The following is a 17,285-nucleotide window of genomic DNA, read 5'->3' on the forward strand; positions in this document are numbered from 1 at the left end:
TTCTTTGTGATACCGCTCCTCTCACTCCTCTCATTGACTTCAAGAACATTACAAATACTCCGGATGCAACCTGCGTTCCTTAACTATGGATAGTAACTTAATCAAAATAACCTGTTGAGATAGCAGGAATTTGGCCCCTTTTTGTCGAAAAGTGTCCTGGTATGTCTACGGGAAGGGGCTGCAGTATGCGTTGGTTTAGGCGCGGGAATCGCCAGTGGCAAGGAGCACTCGGTGATCCTTCACTTCATCAGAAATTACTTCGCTTGATAAACAAGATAAACTGGCAGTCAATGAAAAAGTCAGTTCAGGAAATAGATTGGACTCCTTATAAGCAACCGAGGTTTATTGTGGCAGGATCGACAGCGGCAACGTTTCTCGTATTGTCTGGAGGTTTTGTCAGCTCCCATATCAATCACACAAAGGCATGGAATGAAGTGTTTACGAACGGAACTTACGTCGGACTTGTTCCAAGCAATAATGCAACGATATCAGGGATGAAACGGACAGCAGCGGGTTACAACATTAACCTGCAATTTGTCCCGGTACACAAGCAGGTTGCGGGGTCATACGACTGGCAGCGTGTAACCACACTGCCTGAAAAAGCATATGCCGTAGCATTAAACGGGTCGCCGCTGGTGTATACCAATAGTCCGTCAGCTGCACAGAAGGTAATTCGTCAGGTTAAGCAGGCTCTCGTACCGAAGCATCTCAGTGCAACGGCACAGGTCCAGTTTAGCGGGGCAGTTTCGGTACAACAGTCGATTGTCGGCGTTGCGCAGATTCTGTCAACCCAGGCAGCCGCACTGTATCTGTTGAATCCTGGGCAGAACTTCTCTACCTCTTCTCGCTCCGTCAATATCCTTTCTGCCGCAAGGGCTCATGGAGGCCCAAACATCCAGGTCTCGAATTTCTCCCCGTCCGCATCCGTACATGAGTTCCCTGCTTCCGCGAAAGTGTCAGTAACAACGGACACTTTTGCCCAGTCTCGTTCAAAGGCTGCAAAGCAGTCGACAAGCCAACCATTGTTAACGGTCGACGCCAGTGAAGTCGTCCAAAAACAGGTCAATGTCAAATATCCTGTGAAACGCATTAAAGATGCTCGTGCGGCAGCGGGAACGGTAAAAGTGGTAGCGAAAGGCCAGTCAGGCGTTGTGTCTGAGAAGGTCCGTCAGGTGTACAAAAACGGGAAACTGGTGTCCAGCAAGGTACTTTCCAAAGACGTCCTTAAGAAACCAGTCACACAGGTTGAGGACGTAGGTACAAATCGCGGTATTGCCGCGGGTAACTGGATTTGGCCCGTACCGTCCTCGCACATCATCACATCTGGATATGGACCCCGCTATTTATTTGGACGCTGGGGCTTCCATCCCGGCATTGATATTGGTTGCCCAGTTGGAACACCTATTGTTGCAACCAACGACGGTGTTGTGGAGGACGCAGGATGGAACAGCGGAGGCTATGGCATCTGGATCAAGCTGAACAATGGCCATGGCATTGAGACAGTCTACGGACACTTGTCGAAAGTGAAGGTTCATCCCGGAGAAACAGTGGCAAAGGGACAAGTGATTGGCTATTCAGGTGCTACCGGCTTTGTAACTGGGCCGCATCTGCACTACGAAATTCGCAAAAATGGACAGCACATTAATCCCCAGCCATACATGTAAGACCTGCTTTTAGAGATTCTTTTGAAGTAGGGAACTTACAGTAGAAATTGACCATACACATCTCAAGAATCGCCGCCCACAGCCGTGGGCGGCGATTCTTATTGGCATCATTCAGCGACCCGCTGTTACATTTGTCTTGGTGACTTCAGCCCCAGTAAGTAGAGCGCGTATTCAATGACTCGCTGAGAAGTTTCAGTGAGAGCTATACGTACCGCACGAATCTCCGGTTGTGCTGTAAGAATCGGTGCATCGTGGTAGAAACGGTTAAAGCGATGACATAAATCCAGGACAAACCTTGCCATGATAGATGGATCCATCCCATCTACCGCCCGTTCAAAAAACTCGTTAGCTTGGCTCAAGTGGTGGACCAATGCCCATTCGCTGTCTATGAGGGGGGCAGCGCCTTCCGCGGCCGCAGCCGTTGCACTTGTGTAACCAGCGGCTTCCGCCTTCCGCAGAACACTACACGCGCGCGCGTGCGTGTACTGTACATAAGGACCTGTTTCACCATCAAAATTCAGCACGTCCTCATAGCGGAAATCCGCATCGTGAATCCTATAGGTCTTTAAGTCGTTAAAAATGACTGCACCTACACCAACGTCTTCAGCCACCTGCTCCTTGTTTTCCAAGGAAGGATTCTTTTCTTCAATGATCTTCAGGGCTTCTGAAATTGAACGCTGCAGCACGTCTTCGAGATAAATGATTTTTCCTCGGCGTGTCGACATCTTTTCACCGTTATACTTCATCATTCCAAAGGACACATGTTGCGAGTTCGAAGCCCATTCCCGTCCCATTAATTCCAAGACCTTAAAAATCTGCGCAAAGTGAAGCTTTTGCTCGGAGCCCACAACATAGATGAGGTGGTCGGCGCCAAGGACATCGTGACGGTAAAGGGCTGCAGCCAAGTCTCGAGTTGCATAGATTGTTGCACCGTCAGACTTGCGGATAATGCAAGGGGGCATATTGTACTGAGACAGGTCAACCACCTCTGCACCGTCACTCTCAACCAACAAATGTTGTTCCCGAAGCTCTTCTACAACTGCATCCATTTTGTCATTGTAAAAGCTCTCGCCGAGGAAGTGGTCGAAGTCAACGCCCAAGAGGCGGTATGTTTGCCGAAAAGATTTGAGGCTTTCCTCAATAAACCAGTTCCACAACCCGGTTGCCTCTTCGTCGCCTTCCTCCAGTTTCTTGAACCAGAGACGGGCTTCTTCATCCAGTTCCGGATGTTGCTTCGCCTCTTCATGGAAACGTACATACAGCTGATACAGTTCCTTGACCGGAGTCTTTCGGACTGCGTTTTCGTCACCCCAGCGACGAAATGCGACGATATTCTTCCCGAACTGAGTACCCCAGTCACCCAAGTGGTTAATGCCTTCTACCGTAAACCCATCCGCCCGGAGCATGCGTACAATAGCCTGTCCAATCATAGTTGACCGGAGGTGCCCGACTCCAAAAGGTTTGGCGATGTTAGGAGAAGAATAATCAACTGCTGCCGTATGGCCAGAGTGCCTCTGCTTGGAAAACAGATGTTCGGGCACGGCTGCGTCCGACAGCAGGCTGCTTGTTACCTTATTTCTCCTTACGTGTACATTGACAAAACCTCCAGCCACTTCGACAGCTTCGAATTGGCCCGACTGTTGCAATCTATCGGCTGCCTCTGCAGCAATACTCTGCGGAGATGTTCTCAGCGTTTTTGCAAACCGAAAGCATGGCAACGCCAAATCGCCCAACTCAGGTTGCGGCGGATACTCTAAGGTTGCTGTCACTTCGTCCTGACTGACACCGAGATATTCATAAAGGGCGTCAGCAATGATTTCCTTTTGTGATTTCATATTCGTTCTCTCCTTGACCAAAATCTTCAAAAGGCTGTCCGGGGTTGGTTGTCCGGCACCTTGCGAAGGTTCTTTTCTGCAGACATGCGAAATCCTTATGTATGGCACAAAAGGATACCCATAATCCACATATTATAGCACTGGTCCAAACGGCTCGCGACACCATCCGTTCTAGAGTGTTTTTCGTGAATGTGTTTGAGATTATGCTCATTCTATTGTGCCAGGGTAATCTGTGCCTTTTAAGGTTTTTCCAGAGTGTGTTATACTGCACCTAACCGAAGTAGTTCACATAATAACGGGTGCCACCGAGTGACACTCTCCGCTATACAGTGTAGTCCGAACAGTGGAGTTTAAGCTGTCTTATATCATACTCAACTTTGGGGGAGGTTCCCTTTGGCCACCGACAAGTCAGAGAACTATACACTAAACTATAAAATGCTGAGGACGGGTAACAACGTCATCGACATGCGCTTGGATGCAGCCTATTTTTTTGAAAGAGGCGTTCACTTCCTAGAACGAAATCATCTTTCCAAGGCCTTGCGGGCCTTTCAGAGGACAATCGAGTACGAGCCGGAGAATCCGGTCAACCACTTTAATCTCGCCGGTGTGCTGTCAGAAATGGGCGACTTTGAGGCATCGAACAAAGTCCTCCTGCACGTTTTAAACGACTTGGACCCAACTATGGCAGAATGCCAATTTTACTTGGCGAACAACTATGCCAACATGGGGGAATACGAGGCTGCAGAGGAGCATGTGCTGCGCTATCTGGATTCCGATCCAGACGGTGAATACGCTCCAGACGCTGAGGAAATGCTGGCTCTGCTGGTAGATGAGTTCGGCGGCGGCAGGGCATATGAACGCTGGCGGGAATCCCAGGCTGAGAAGGAAAGAAGTGCTGCTCATCGAGATGGACGTCACCTCTTGGAAGCAGGTCACTTTGAAGCAGCGGTAGAATATCTGGAAGACATTATTCAAGACCAACCGGACAATCTGGCTGCGATGAATAACCTTTCCCTAGCTTATTACTATACTGCGATGCACGACGAAGCCATTGCAACCACCGAACGGGTTCTGGAGATACAGCCTGACAATATTCACGCACTTTGTAATCTGACCGTATACAGTATTCATCAAGGGCCGAAGGCACGGCTGTATGAGTGTGTAGATAAGCTTCGCAGGGTATTCCCGCTGCACTACGACCAGGCCATGAAAGTCGGAACAACACTGGGTCTGGTTGGTGACCACGAAACCGCTCTTCAAATGTTCACTGTCCTGGCCAAATTGGTTGAGATTCCTGATGCGGCACTGATGCATTCCATTGCTGCAGCGGCAGCCAATACAGGTCGTTTTGCAACCGCTCGCAAATGGTGGAAGCAGTTGCGGCAGTTGCCTGACTTGGAGGCGGTGGCAGATTACCATCTGGACCGTCTGGACACCGCAGTCAACACAAACGCGCACAGTCTGCGAGTGAGTTACCAGTATGACTTGCCCATAGAAAATCAGTTTGCCGAGATGAAGCGCAGGCTGAACAGCGCGCAGCCTTCGGAATGGCAGGACGATCCGGTCCTTCGCGCTTCGATGTACTGGGGGCTGCGCCATGGCAACGGCGAGACAAGAAGGGCGGTTATCCGCACTTTAGCCATTATTGGCGACGAAGATGCACAGAAAGCCTTACGACTGTTTGTACGTCGTACTGATGTCTCACAATCAATTCGCCAGGTGGCATTGTCTGCTCTAAAAATCTGTGATCCCAACGGGATGGTTGAATACTACGACGGAACGCAAATAGTCAAGCAGCCCTTGGACAACTTGCCGTGGGAGATGCTGCTTCAGGTTGATTCACAGTGGAGTGCCATTTGGCAGCAAACACAGGCAATGTTGCACAAGAAAAACTGTACGGATTGCCATTTGCCGGCCAAGACGGCTTGGCTCGGCTTTTTGAAACGTCTGTTTATCCGCAATGACGTACGCGTTATCAAGCCTGAGGTTTGGGTTGCGGGGCTTGTCTACCTTGCCATCAAGGGAGCCGGCCAAAAAACGTCTCAAAAGGAAGTTGCAGAGTCGCTGGGTGTATCCGTTTCATCGCTGCGAAAGGCCAGCAGACGGCTGCAGACTTACTTTCCTTTGAACAAGTGAGGGCATGCGGGTGACAGAACGACACGTTGTAATTGGGACAGCTGGGCATATCGATCACGGTAAAACGATGCTTGTTCAGGCATTGACGGGGAAAAACACTGACAGGCTGCAGGAAGAACAGAACCGCGGTATTTCTATAGATATTGATTTTGCACCATTGCGGTTCTCTGATGCAACGGTAGCCGGGATTGTTGATGTACCGGGGCATGAGCGTTTTGTCAGAAACATGGTTGCGGGAGCCGCCGGCATTGACGGTGCCCTTGTGGTTGTGGACGTAAACGAGGGACTGATGCCGCAGACTTATGAACACTTGGCAATTTTGCAGTTGCTTGGTGTGACACAGGGTGTAGTAGCCTTGACTAAAGTAGACTTGGCAGATTCAGATTTGACTCAAATTGCAGTCGATGTCATTCAGGAAAGCCTCGCCGATACCCCTTTTTTTGAGTCTCCAATTGTCCCTGTCAGTGCAAAGACCGGCCAGGGTTTGGAAGCGTTGAAAGAAGCCCTGTATCAACTCGTACAGAGCTGTGAGACACGAGATGCTTCAGGTGCCTTTCGTCTTCCCATTGACAAAGTCTTTTCTGTTCCGGGATTCGGAACGGTCGTCAGCGGGACAATTTGGCGCGGTCAAATTAATACAGGTGATTCAGTGGAACTGTTGCCAGGGGGAAAAGAAGCCAGGGTGCGGGGGATTCAGGTTCATGGTGAGAAGGTACAGGCGGCCAAAGCCGGACAGCGGGCCGCATTGAACCTGACGGGTGTCGACAAACATGAATTGCGCCGAGGTTTCACAGCATCAGCTTTTGGAACGCTGCACGAGACGCAGCTTATAGATGCAAAAGTTCACGTTTTGGACGGACGAGAGAAAGCCGTCGAGCACCGTGAAAGAGTCCATTTTCACCTGGGGACAAGTGAAGCCATTGGGACATTGCTCCTGCTCGAAGACGACGTACTCACTGCAGGTTCGGAAGCCTATGTCCAAATACAACTGGACAGGCCAGTTGTATGTGACACATTGGACTTTTTTGTCTTGCGCAGCTACTCACCCGTCACGACAATAGGCGGCGGTCGAGTCATCGATGTGGCTCCGACGCGTTTGCACCGGCGAAAACGATCAAATGTATTGGAAATGCTGTCTGAGAGAGACAGTGATAGTCCACAGCAGCGACTGTTGGCCATACTCGGGCGCAAGGCGTGCATACCGGTAGCTGAAATTGCGGCCGCGCTGAGCCTAACCGTTGCTGAGGCTGCGGACTTGCTGCAAAGGGCACAAGCTGAACAGACGGTGGTCGAACTCCCTAGCGGCTGGATGAAGACGGCGCATGTGGAGGAAACACTGAGGGACATGGAACAGGCTCTGTGGGAATTGCACCAGAAGCAACGTTTTTTGAACTGGGTGCAGCGGACGCGATTGCTTGCTGCTGCGGGCAACGGATTGCCACGGGGGAACCGGACCAGCGCTCACAGCGGTGCTGAAAGCGAGTTTTCACAGCGCGACTTACTGTGGTTACTGCAAGAAGGCAGCCGTGAGCAGCGCTGGATTGTAAAGGAAACACGGGTGAAGGCAACAGACTGGAAGGTGACTCTTGGTGATGAGGAGTCGTTCATTCTTTCCAAGCTCCAGCATATGTTAAGCAGTGCCGGACTACAGCCGGTTTCGGTCGCGGAACTGAAGGCGGTAGTCCCGAAGCGCGACAGAATTGCAGAGGCGCTGCTGCGGCATCTAGAAGAAGCAGGGACAGCTCTCGAGTTAACCGAGGGGCTGTGGCTTCACAAGGCTGCGCTGGACGCTGCAGTCGACAGCTTACGTGAGTTGTACGCGGCACAGGGACCGTTTACGGTCGCCATGGCCAGGGACGCATTAGCGTCAAATCGAAAGATTACAGTCATGTTGCTGGAGTACTTGGATGAGCGGAAGGTGACTCATCGAAAAGAAGATGTGCGAACCATTACACTCTGAGTTAAAAACGGGGCTTGACCGACTCAATTTGAAACTTTTTTTCTTGTGTAACAAATTCTTAAAGCCAATGTAATATGAATGCAACATGGGCACTGTACTATAAGGGTGCATCACATTTGACCCCCTTATTGAATATATTTACGTTGCAGTTGGCGCCCCGGTATGGCGCCTTTTTTTTATTTCGTGTAGGATCATAAAAGTGGTACCCAATGAGCGAGTCTGATGTGAAAACGGAAAGACCGCGAGCTCGACATCGTGGAGTGATGAACTTATGCAAATCATCGTGAATACCTGTTTGCGTTTTAACGAGGGTATTGTGATGATTCAAAAGCCTCGCCGAGGCTGGTGGTATCTCCCAGGCGGAAAAGTAGATGCGGGCGAGACGTGGCTCGAAGCCGCGGTTCGCGAAGTTAGGGAAGAAACAGGACTGATTGTCGGAAATGTGACTTTGGCCGGTATTTATTTGGTCCGTACGCAAACGTCGCCCGGTGTGTTTGAAGACGTTCGAACAATTGTACAATTCGCAACTGAAGACATCTCTGGGGAAATGAACGTGCATTCGCGTGAAGGCAAGCTTGAAGTAGTGTCGTTGCAACAACTAGAAAAGCTGCCGATGAATGAAGGTGACAGGTGGATGGTGAAAAATACACTTGCAACCGGTTTTGAATCACAGGTAGTTCATTTCGGCAAGTTTTCGTACACAGCTGCAGAGGAACTTCTTGACTGGGCAATCCACCCAGGCATTTAGGAAGCATGAGTTTGGATATTTTATGTGAAGGGCTTCTTATCCATACAACAGGTCAATACAACAGGTTTTATGCCACATCGTGCTGGTGCGATGTAAATACTGCGTGTAATTGCGTGAAGGGGTACAAGTGGAGTGAGATATTTTTTTGGAGTGGACATAGGCGGAACCTCGGTCAAAACTGCTTTAGTGACCGACACGGGAGAAATCAAGTACAAGCAAAAGGTTGACACGCATGCCAATAGGGGCTTCGAGGATATGGCAGCTCGACTGTACGACACGTTATTACACTCCTGTTCCCAGGTCAGTATTGATGTAAGTCAGGTGGAGGGCGTAGGTGTTGGTGTTCCGGCGTTCTTGGATGATAATCAGTCGGTGATTATAGAAGCAGTCAATCTCGGGTGGACAAATGTTCCTTTAAAACAGCACTTCAGTTCTGTGTTCGGACTTCCTGTGGTTGTTGAAAATGATGCGAACGTGGCATCGCTGGGAGAAAGTTGGTTGGGAGCAGGCCGGGATTCTGCAAACGTATTGTGTGCAACCATTGGCACCGGAGTAGGCGGCGGCGTTGTCATTAACGGCAAATTGATTCGCGGTGTCACAGGGATGGCGGGTGAAGTTGGTCACTTGGTTGTGAAAAGAGATGGACCGCTGTGCAATTGTGGGAATAGAGGCTGTCTCGAAACCCTCGCTTCTGCCACTGCAATTGTTCGTCGCGCGAAGGAATTTCGCGAGTTAGGGCGAATTCCACAGGAGACAGAGTTGGCAGGTGCTGAATCCGTATTTCGACTTGCTTCTGATGGAAATGCTGCGGCACAGGAAGTAGTGGATGAAGCCGCTGATTGGTTGGGATATGGCTTGGCATTGGCTGCGACTGTCACCAATCCAGGCAAAATCGTTGTTGGCGGCGGTGTCTCATATGCCGGTAATGTATTGCTCAATCCTGTTCGAAAGGCATTTGCACAGTTCAGTTTGTCGCGCGTAAACGAAGGCACAGACATTGTTTTGGCAGAATTGGGAAATGATGCAGGTGTAATCGGAGCTGCACGTCTTGCGATTCAGTCACGACAGTAAGAAGGAGTCGTAAACATGTCAAAATTGGTCGAAATCCTAATTATTACTGGACTTTCTGGGGCGGGAAAAACAGCCGCGATGCAGTCTTTGGAGGATATTGGCTATTTTTGCGTGGATAACTTGCCGCCTGCTTTGATTCCCAAATTTGTTGAAATGGCAAAACAGTCAACCGATTCATTGAGAAAGGTGGCACTGGCCTGTGACTTGCGCGGGGGCTCATTATTTCAGCCTCTGGTCAATACAGTACGTGAACTTCGAAAGGACTCCGGTGTCACGACAACAGTCATTTATCTGGAGGCCAGCGATGAAACGCTGGTCCGTCGTTTCAAGGAGACGAGAAGGCGACATCCGTTCCTTGAAAGCCAAGGTCTGTTGGAGGCCATTACAGAAGAGCGCCGGGCCCTGGAGCAAGTACGCGATGAGGCTGACATCCTTCTCGATACAACGTCGTGGAAGCAGACTCGGTTGAAACGGGAACTGGTCCACCGATTTACTTCCAGTGCTGATGCTTTGCCGATTCATGTTATTTCCTTCGGATTTAAGTACGGGGTTCCAATTGATGCAGACATGATTTTCGATGTCAGATTCTTGCCAAATCCTCATTACGTTGCTGAATTACAGCCTTATACTGGGGAAGATGAGCCTGTTTACAAATACGTAATGGAGTGCGAGGCAACCCAAGTGTTCTTGAAGCACTTGGAGGACATGGTTGATTTTCTTATCCCTGAATTTACGAAAGAAGGAAAGAGTCATTTGGTTGTCGGCGTTGGCTGTACAGGAGGAAAGCACCGCTCTGTGGCGATTGCCAAGCATTTGAAGGAGCATATTGATTCTGAAGCGGATGTATATTTGACACATCGTGACTATAAGCGGGAGGGCTAGATATGCGCAGGTGGTGGCTGCTAGCCTGGACAATCGGAATCTTTGGCTGCGGCATACTGGCCGGGGCTTTGAACATTACTCGATTGCGAAGCAATACCTTTGCCTTGGGTTCTGCGGTCCTGATTGTTGCCATGGTAATGTTGGCCGGTGGATGGTGGAAGACGCTCCGCCAGACGAGAAAAAAGATGAAACAAATCGAGCGCCGGCAGCGCATTGTTACGATTGGCGGCGGCACTGGATTGTCAGTGCTTCTCAGAGGGTTAAAGGAGTATGACGTCGACTTAACAGCAGTAGTGACTGTTGCTGACGATGGAGGCAGTTCAGGACGTTTGCGCTCTGATTTTGCCATGCCGCCGCCGGGAGATATAAGAAACTGTTTGGTAGCCCTGGCGGATACAGAACCATTGCTCGAGCGGCTTCTGCAATACCGGTTTGCATCCGGCAGCGGATTGCGCGGGCATAGCTTTGGGAACTTATTTCTGGCAGCAATGACACATATTCTGGGAGATTTTGAAACGGCCATACGGGAAACAAGCCGGGTTCTTGCGGTTCACGGGCGTGTGCTTCCTGCTGCACGAGAAGATGTAAAGCTGCGGGCTGTCCTCCGGGACGGATCCATTGTCGAAGGTGAATCTAATATCCCCGAAGCGGGACAAAGCATTGAGCGCATTGAGTTGGTGCCGGCAGACGTCATGCCGTTGCCTGAAGCTGTAGAAGCGATTGAAAACGCCGATGCGATTGTCATTGGTCCCGGCAGCTTATATACGAGTATTCTTCCCAATCTGCTTATACCAGGGATTACGGAGGCAATCATGAAGAGCCGGGCTAAGAAAATCTTTGTCTGCAACGTCATGACACAGCCAGGCGAAACAGACGCATTTTCGGCGTCCAGGCATGTAGAAGAGATATATCGGCATGTGCAGCATCGATTGTTTGATTATATCCTTGTGAATGGAGCGTCGTTGCCGACAGAGGCACTGGAAAAGTACCAAGCTCAAAACTCCTACCCTGTTCTTGTCGACATGGAGCAGTTGCATAACCTGGGACTTAAAGTTATTGCCAGAGATTTCGTGCACTACGCCACGTATGCTCGTCACGACAGTCGTTTGATTGCAGATCAAATCGTAAACCTCATCGGTTACGACAGGCGCTCAGCAACTTCATACGGTAAGTAAAGTGATGCCTGGAAAGAGGATGTGGTGGTTGTGTCATTTGCATCTCGAACAAAAAAAGAGTTGACTCTCATTGAAGAGTCTGACTGCTGTCAACGGACAGAACTGGAAGCGTTGATAACGGCAAACGGCAGATTGAAAACCATTGGGGGCCGCCCTGTCCTGGACATTGAGACAGAGAATGTTGCTATTGCACGTCGCATCTATACCCTCATAAAAGCAGCCCTTACGGTTCATCCTGAAGTCGTTGTACGAAAAAAGATGCGTCTGAAAAAGAACAATGTATACGCAATCCGTCTTTCTACCCACCCGTTGGAATTGCTGCAACAACTCGGGTGGAACCGTCTTCCAAGTCCAGGCGCGGTAGAGCAATCGGTTCCAGTTCTCGACAAACGCCGCAAGCGTTGCTGTCAAAGGGCGTACCTGCGCGGTGTGTTCTTGGCCGGCGGCTCGGTAAACGACCCGGGGAGTAATTCCTATCACTTGGAAATCAGCGCATCCACGAAGGCGTTGGGTGAGATACTTATAAAGATGACAGATGCCTACGAACTGCATGCGAAACTAATTCAGCGTAAACGCGGATACGTCCTTTATCTGAAGGAGGGCGAGAAGATTGTTGACTTTATGAGCATTATTGGTGCTCATCAGGCATTGCTGAAGTTTGAAGATGTTCGTATTCTTAAAGGAATGCGCAACCAAGTCAACAGACTTGTGAATTGTGAGACAGCAAATCTCAACAAGACCATTGGCGCTGCAGTTCGCCAATTAGAAGTAATTCGATTTATAGATGAACACATGGGGATCCAAAATCTGCCGAATCACTTGCGAGAAGTGGCTGAACTCAGACAAAAGTATCCGGAGGTCAACCTCCAGGAATTGACCGCAAGATTGGGAAACAAGGTCAGTAAGTCAGGATTAAACCACAGGTTTAGGAAATTAGAGCAGATTGCTGAACAACTCGGCAAATAAAAAGCAGTAATCCTGTGCGAAATGCACATTGGTATAATGTCATACTTTTGCTATACTTTGCGCAATAGAATATGGAAGGAGATTGTTTATGGTCGAACAAACTATAACAGTTCGCTTACGTTCAGGTCTGCTGGCGCGTCCCGCTGCACTATTTGTTCAGGAGGCGAACAAATTTTCCAGTGATACCTTTGTTGAGAAAGACGGAAAATCTGTGAACGCTAAGAGCATCATGGGAATTATGTCATTAGCGATTGCAAACGGACAGCAGATTACGGTGAAAGCAGATGGCTCTGATGCCAAGGACGCTGTCAATCGACTTGTAGAGATGGTCAGTAACGAGGAGTAATTCTGATTTAAATGCATAAGGACATCTCTTAGGGTCGTATACTGGATTAACGTCAAAGACGGTAAGACCCTTAGGGCATCACAATTCTCTAGATGTTCCGCAGTTCTGTCCTAATGGACAGATTCATAAGTTCTAGTAAGAAGGTTCGAATGAAGACGTCGGGCGTTTTCTCTAGGACAGACTGTGGGACAGGGGGAACACCGTGATGAATAGGTTCCGCAAGGGTACAGGGGCCAAGTTACCTCGCTTTGCCCTCGTCTTTGCATTATTGGCCATGATAATCACTGCCTATGAATTGTATGGAATGATAGTCCCGTTCAAATCTCAGAATCCACTCTGGACACAAGTAACCATAGGCCAGCCCATCATCGATAATTGGAGCTATCAAGGCCAGGATGAAGAGGGTTATCTTAAGTTCTACAATCAGAGTCAATCCATTGTTCTTCCGCCAACGGCGAAAATCTTTAGTGCAGATGGTCGTTTTGTCGTTATTGAGGGATTCTCGCCAAACTCTTTTACCTATGCCTTACCCTTCGAGGCGATTCCAATGAGTTGGTTGCTTGCAGGTACAGTCGTAATTACTGGAGGCGGGTGGCTGCTTTTACGCCGCAGTCGCCGCAGAACTGCTCTTAGTCACAGCAAAATGAACTTTAATTCGAAAATGAGGTTTCGTGGGAAAAATCGCACTCCTCACATGGATAATTCTATGATGTCCAAAATTAATCTGCCAAAGCGCAATGCTCGGTTTAGACCGCGTCCAAGCCGATCGGGCAGATTTAAGCGCTGACTGAGCGTCGAATTCTCTCGATTTTGCAACCATCAGTGAGGTGCGTCCGCTTAAATCCAGCCGCTTTCCTCTGCTTTGCGGACAGCCTCCTGCCTGTTTTGAACTTCAAGCTTCGCAATGATTTCAGACACATAGTTGCGGACCGTACCTTCTGACAAATGGAGCTTGCCCGCTAATTCACGCGTTGTGCCGCCTGCTCTAGCCGCAGCCAGCAACTCAGTCTCCCGCGAGGTGAGAGGGTTTTCTGCAGAGAACGCGGTCATTAACAATTCGTTGTCTACCACTGTTCCGCCGTTGGCGACGGTTCGAATTGCACTTACAAGCTCTTCTACATCTTTTTCCTTCAAGAGGTATCCTTTCGCTCCTGCTTTCATGGCTTTCTGCAGATATCCAGGCCTCGCAAATGTAGTTACCATCAATACGGCACAGGACGGCAGCTTCTCACGGAGTCTCTCAGCAACCTCGAGTCCGCTCTTTCCGGGCATTTCAATGTCCAGCACCGCCACGTCAGGCCGTACTTGTAAGCATAGCTCCAACGCCTCCAACCCGTTTGCAGCCTCTCCCTTGATTTCGATATCCTCTTCCATTCCAAGAAGTGCTGACAGTGCAGTGCGAATCATGGACTGGTCGTCAGCAATCACGACGTTTATCATATTCCAACCTCCATTTTCGAACGCGCGGCTTTGGGCACGCGGACGACAAACACGGTAGTAAAGGGTGAAAACGCTGCAAGTTGAGTCGTTTCTTCAGGGTGCCAAAACGTGATCCACTGACCTCTCGACCAAATACCCAGTTCTCCGTTGACAGCGTTTAACCTGGCCATGATTCCAGAGAGTCCATGGCCTCCGTGCTGTGTGTCTGACTGTGAAAGTCCTTGTCCGTTGTCTGCTATCCATAGCCACAGACTGTGTTCAGTCTCCTCACTGTACAGCTTCGCACGGGAAGCAGAGCTGTGTCTAACAAGGTTCGTCGTCAATTCTCTCAGCGACATCGCGAGAGCCTGCGCACAAGCGGACGCAAGCTCAACAGAGGCTATTTCGCCCCCAGTCTCGCAACTGATGTCAGCGGCTCGCAACAGGTGCTTAGCGGCAATCCACTCTTCGTCGAGCACTGGTGTCCTTGCAGTGGCAATATAGTCGCGCACTTTTGTCAGCGTACGTTTGGCTGAGTCTCTTATTTCTCTTAGTTCTCGTTGAGCTCGACTGGCGTCGCGATAAACCAGCCGTTCTGCCAACTGGCTTTTTAGTGTAATCAGTGCTAATTCGTGACCCAGCACATCGTGCAAATCTTGGGAGATTCGATCTCGTTCTGCTAATTTCGTCAACCGTTCAATTTCTGTATTGGCAACCTCAAGCTCATGTCTGGAACGCGTAATTTGCGCCTGCCACCGGACCGCATAGACTGTTAGAACGGCAGCAGCGACACCGGCGAAAATCATCGGCCACCAGGGTTCAAGACTGGCGTGACGGACGTGAGCTAATACGAAGACTTCTGTCAGCCCGGAAGCAATCAGCACAACTAAGGCCCACATTCTATGCCGTGCACTGTGCAACTGGCCAATGGCTGCGGCCGGCCAAAAGACAACACTGAGAAAACCGGGATTGAGCACTGCACCCATGATGAGCATCAGCAGTATTTCTCCAATTACAATCAGAGTGTACCGCCGTCCGGTCGTCCACCATGTAAGAATATAGGACAGTGCCAGCAACCCCAGCAGCACGATGCCAAGGACGACTTGTTCCCAGGACTTCATGAAATACAGGTAAAAGGCCGGGATGAGTAATTGCAGCAAATACATGTAGCCGACTTTCTTATATTGATTTGGAAAAAGAAGCATTGTGGGGGGCTCCTCGCTGTTTGGTTCTGGCAGCATGTGATGAATTACAACAACAGTGTTATAGCTTGATTTATAATTTACGCGGACAGGCTCAGATTCCTTCTTGCCATCCACACTATGAGCAAAAGGAGCACAAGAAAAGACAAAGTCAGCACAGAGATGTCATGAAGGCCTATAGATTTTCCCGCAACAATTTTCCAAGCGCCGTCTCCCAAACTGAATGTTGGCGTCCACTTTGCCAGAGCCTGAATCCAAGCCGGCATCATTTTTAGCGGCCACCACAGCCCGCCAAGAATGGAGAGGATGAAATACACACCGTTACCAATCATGGCTGAGCCTTCTACACCCCCGACCAATCCAATTAGAATGCCGAGCGCCATGAAGGGAAACGAACCAATCGCGATCCACAGGATTGACTCTACCCATTGCAGCACAGGCAACTGAACACCCTCCCCAACAGCAGCGGCAATAAAAATGACGAGGATGGATAGAATTCCTATAACGGTTTGCCCTAGGATTTTGCTGCCTGCGTAACTGGAGGGAGGCAGCGGCGTAGTGCGCATTAACTTCATCCAGCCCTATGTTCGTTCGAAGGCCAGGCGTGCTGCCAGATTGTTAAGAGCCGATCCGATTACGCTAAACGCAGCCATGGACATCATGAAGTACTTACTCCACTGTGTTCCTCCAATTTTCATGGATGCTCCGTTAAGGTGAACAAACAAAAAGTAATAAAACAGAGGAATGAAAAGTGTGAAGACAATGAACCGCTTGTTGCGGAACTGTCGTTTAATTTCCCATAAGGACTGTGCGGTCAATGCTGTCATCGGATGTCTGCCTCCTGTGCTTGCTGTGTCTGTTGTGCTTGCTGATTTTGCATCGTCAGTGCTACGAAAGCATCTTCCAGACCGCCGCCGCGTACTTCGATATCCCGTACACTAAAGTCTCCTTGAATCAATGACCGCAGTGTTTCATCTGAGTTCGTACTCCTCATTGTAAATCTGTCCCCCTGCCATTCGAGACTTGCGAGATGAGGTAAGGCAAGCAGGTCGGTTCGGTTTGTTTTCGGGTCTAGAGAGCCAGTAATCAACCGGAGCCCGGTGGCTGTCTTCAACTCCGCGGGACTTCCATCTGCAATCAAGCGCCCGTTTTGGAGCAATAGAACCCGGTCTGCGGCAGCATCTGCTTCATCAAGATGATGGGTTGAAAAAACAATTGTTTTTCCTTCGGTCTCGGAAAACCGACGCAGTGTTTTCCAGAACCCTTGCCGAGAAGTAATGTCCATTCCTGCAGTAGGCTCATCGAGAAACAAGATGCGAGGGTCTCCTGCCATGGCCAGTGCAAACTGCAGTCTTCGTTGCTGACCTCCGCTCAATTTGCGAACAGGCCGGCCTTCCAAATTCGTCAGTTGAGCCAGCTCCAGCAGGGTATTTGTATTGACGCTGTGCTCATAATAAGATCGAAACAGGTTGACAAGCTCTGTAACGCTCGTTTTGTCAGGCATCGTTACTTCTTGAAGCATCGCCCCGATACGCTGCCTGGTTCGCGGCTGGTTCGGGTTTTGACCGAGCAACGTTACAGTTCCCGAAGTAGGTTGTGTTAACCCCAGCGTCATGGAAAGAGCAGTGGTCTTTCCGGCACCGTTTGGTCCAAGTAATGCGACTACAGTTTCTTGCTTGATGTTCAGAGACAGATTGGCAACAGCTGTAGTAGTTCGATAAGATTTTGATACGTGTTGAAAGGTGACTGCATCCATGTTTTCTCCTCCAATCGCACGATTTTGCAATACAGGTCTTTACGAACAGACGTCTTTATCCGCACGGTTCTGTACAAGCGTAAATCGGCGCAAATGCGGTTCTTCGCGGTGTGGCAAATATTGAC

At 49.7% G+C, this 17,285-nt stretch carries 16 protein-coding genes; 10 read left to right on the forward strand and 6 right to left on the reverse strand.

The features are described from left to right. Window positions 1-185: 185 nt before the first annotated feature. A complete protein-coding gene (locus tag GI364_RS02860) occupies window positions 186-1,664 on the forward strand; it encodes a M23 family metallopeptidase (RefSeq protein ID WP_198852218.1) in 1,479 nt (492 codons plus the stop codon). A gap of 125 nt (window positions 1,665-1,789) precedes the next feature. On the opposite strand, the gene argS is transcribed toward GI364_RS02860, so the two are convergent. Next, window positions 1,790-3,499: an arginine--tRNA ligase gene (gene argS / locus GI364_RS02865; protein WP_198852219.1), complete on the reverse strand. Its 1,710-nt coding sequence runs from the start codon at window positions 3,497-3,499 to the stop codon at window positions 1,790-1,792. A gap of 393 nt (window positions 3,500-3,892) precedes the next feature. Here argS and GI364_RS02870 point away from each other — a divergent pair, with 393 nt between their 5' ends. From GI364_RS02870 to GI364_RS02910, 9 genes are all read left to right on the forward strand, one after another. After that, window positions 3,893-5,635 (forward strand): tetratricopeptide repeat protein, encoded by a 1,743-nt coding sequence (locus GI364_RS02870; protein ID WP_233095987.1) that lies wholly within the window; start codon window positions 3,893-3,895, stop codon window positions 5,633-5,635. A 10-nt stretch (window positions 5,636-5,645) separates the two neighbouring features. Beyond that, window positions 5,646-7,595, forward strand: a complete 1,950-nt coding sequence (gene selB, locus GI364_RS02875) for a selenocysteine-specific translation elongation factor (protein ID WP_198852220.1) — start codon at window positions 5,646-5,648, stop codon at window positions 7,593-7,595. A 271-nt stretch (window positions 7,596-7,866) separates the two neighbouring features. Continuing rightward, window positions 7,867-8,343, forward strand: a complete 477-nt coding sequence (locus tag GI364_RS02880; protein ID WP_198852221.1) for an NUDIX domain-containing protein — start codon at window positions 7,867-7,869, stop codon at window positions 8,341-8,343. A gap of 132 nt (window positions 8,344-8,475) precedes the next feature. Further along, window positions 8,476-9,414: an ROK family protein gene (locus tag GI364_RS02885; protein ID WP_198852222.1), complete on the forward strand. Its 939-nt coding sequence runs from the start codon at window positions 8,476-8,478 to the stop codon at window positions 9,412-9,414. Between the two features lie 15 nt (window positions 9,415-9,429). Continuing rightward, window positions 9,430-10,296 carry an RNase adapter RapZ gene (gene rapZ / locus GI364_RS02890; protein ID WP_198852223.1) on the forward strand — a complete coding sequence of 289 codons (867 nt, stop codon included), beginning with the start codon at window positions 9,430-9,432 and terminating at the stop codon, window positions 10,294-10,296. A 2-nt stretch (window positions 10,297-10,298) separates the two neighbouring features. Next, window positions 10,299-11,471, forward strand: coding sequence for a gluconeogenesis factor YvcK family protein (gene yvcK, locus GI364_RS02895; protein WP_304503171.1), 1,173 nt, complete (start codon window positions 10,299-10,301; stop codon window positions 11,469-11,471). 30 nt (window positions 11,472-11,501) lie between these two features. Then, entirely contained in the window at window positions 11,502-12,437 is a 936-nt protein-coding gene (gene whiA, locus GI364_RS02900) for a DNA-binding protein WhiA (RefSeq protein ID WP_198852224.1), read from the forward strand. A gap of 88 nt (window positions 12,438-12,525) precedes the next feature. Further along, entirely contained in the window at window positions 12,526-12,783 is a 258-nt protein-coding gene (locus tag GI364_RS02905) for an HPr family phosphocarrier protein (protein ID WP_198852225.1), read from the forward strand. Between the two features lie 205 nt (window positions 12,784-12,988). Continuing rightward, entirely contained in the window at window positions 12,989-13,570 is a 582-nt protein-coding gene (locus GI364_RS02910) for a hypothetical protein (RefSeq protein ID WP_233095988.1), read from the forward strand. Between the two features lie 50 nt (window positions 13,571-13,620). Here the strand turns inward: GI364_RS02910 and GI364_RS02915 are convergent, their stop codons facing one another. The 5 genes from GI364_RS02915 to GI364_RS02935 all read right to left on the reverse strand — a co-directional run bounded on the left by GI364_RS02915 (window position 13,621) and on the right by GI364_RS02935 (window position 17,160). Further along, window positions 13,621-14,223, reverse strand: a complete 603-nt coding sequence (locus GI364_RS02915; protein ID WP_198852227.1) for a response regulator transcription factor — start codon at window positions 14,221-14,223, stop codon at window positions 13,621-13,623. Next, window positions 14,220-15,407 (reverse strand): sensor histidine kinase, encoded by a 1,188-nt coding sequence (locus GI364_RS02920; protein ID WP_198852228.1) that lies wholly within the window; start codon window positions 15,405-15,407, stop codon window positions 14,220-14,222. The genes GI364_RS02915 and GI364_RS02920 overlap by 4 nt, the downstream gene beginning before the upstream one ends. Before the next feature lie 77 nt (window positions 15,408-15,484). Next, window positions 15,485-15,970 carry an ABC transporter permease gene (locus GI364_RS02925; protein WP_198852229.1) on the reverse strand — a complete coding sequence of 162 codons (486 nt, stop codon included), beginning with the start codon at window positions 15,968-15,970 and terminating at the stop codon, window positions 15,485-15,487. Between the two features lie 15 nt (window positions 15,971-15,985). Then, window positions 15,986-16,231, reverse strand: coding sequence for a hypothetical protein (locus GI364_RS02930; protein WP_198852230.1), 246 nt, complete (start codon window positions 16,229-16,231; stop codon window positions 15,986-15,988). Beyond that, window positions 16,228-17,160 carry an ABC transporter ATP-binding protein gene (locus tag GI364_RS02935; RefSeq protein WP_198852231.1) on the reverse strand — a complete coding sequence of 311 codons (933 nt, stop codon included), beginning with the start codon at window positions 17,158-17,160 and terminating at the stop codon, window positions 16,228-16,230. Before GI364_RS02935 ends, GI364_RS02930 begins: the two co-directional genes overlap by 4 nt. Between the last annotated feature and the right edge of the window lie 125 nt (window positions 17,161-17,285).

Source organism: Alicyclobacillus sp. SO9 (genome assembly GCF_016406125.1).
Lineage (GTDB): Bacteria > Bacillota > Bacilli > Alicyclobacillales > Alicyclobacillaceae > SO9.

Excerpts from the sequence above, each read along its gene's own strand:
- GI364_RS02925 (WP_198852229.1), bottom strand. The coding sequence starts at position 15,970 with ATGCGCACTACGCCGCTGCCTCCCTCCAGTTACGCAGGCAGCAAAATC.
- GI364_RS02915 (WP_198852227.1), bottom strand. The coding sequence starts at position 14,223 with ATGATAAACGTCGTGATTGCTGACGACCAGTCCATGATTCGCACTGCA.
- argS (WP_198852219.1), bottom strand. The coding sequence starts at position 3,499 with ATGAAATCACAAAAGGAAATCATTGCTGACGCCCTTTATGAATATCTC.
- GI364_RS02935 (WP_198852231.1), bottom strand. The coding sequence starts at position 17,160 with ATGGATGCAGTCACCTTTCAACACGTATCAAAATCTTATCGAACTACT.
- GI364_RS02860 (WP_198852218.1), top strand. The coding sequence starts at position 186 with ATGCGTTGGTTTAGGCGCGGGAATCGCCAGTGGCAAGGAGCACTCGGT.
- GI364_RS02910 (WP_233095988.1), top strand. The coding sequence starts at position 12,989 with ATGAATAGGTTCCGCAAGGGTACAGGGGCCAAGTTACCTCGCTTTGCC.
- rapZ (WP_198852223.1), top strand. The coding sequence starts at position 9,430 with ATGTCAAAATTGGTCGAAATCCTAATTATTACTGGACTTTCTGGGGCG.
- GI364_RS02905 (WP_198852225.1), top strand. The coding sequence starts at position 12,526 with ATGGTCGAACAAACTATAACAGTTCGCTTACGTTCAGGTCTGCTGGCG.
- GI364_RS02880 (WP_198852221.1), top strand. The coding sequence starts at position 7,867 with ATGCAAATCATCGTGAATACCTGTTTGCGTTTTAACGAGGGTATTGTG.
- yvcK (WP_304503171.1), top strand. The coding sequence starts at position 10,299 with ATGCGCAGGTGGTGGCTGCTAGCCTGGACAATCGGAATCTTTGGCTGC.
- GI364_RS02920 (WP_198852228.1), bottom strand. The coding sequence starts at position 15,407 with ATGCTTCTTTTTCCAAATCAATATAAGAAAGTCGGCTACATGTATTTG.
- GI364_RS02930 (WP_198852230.1), bottom strand. The coding sequence starts at position 16,231 with ATGACAGCATTGACCGCACAGTCCTTATGGGAAATTAAACGACAGTTC.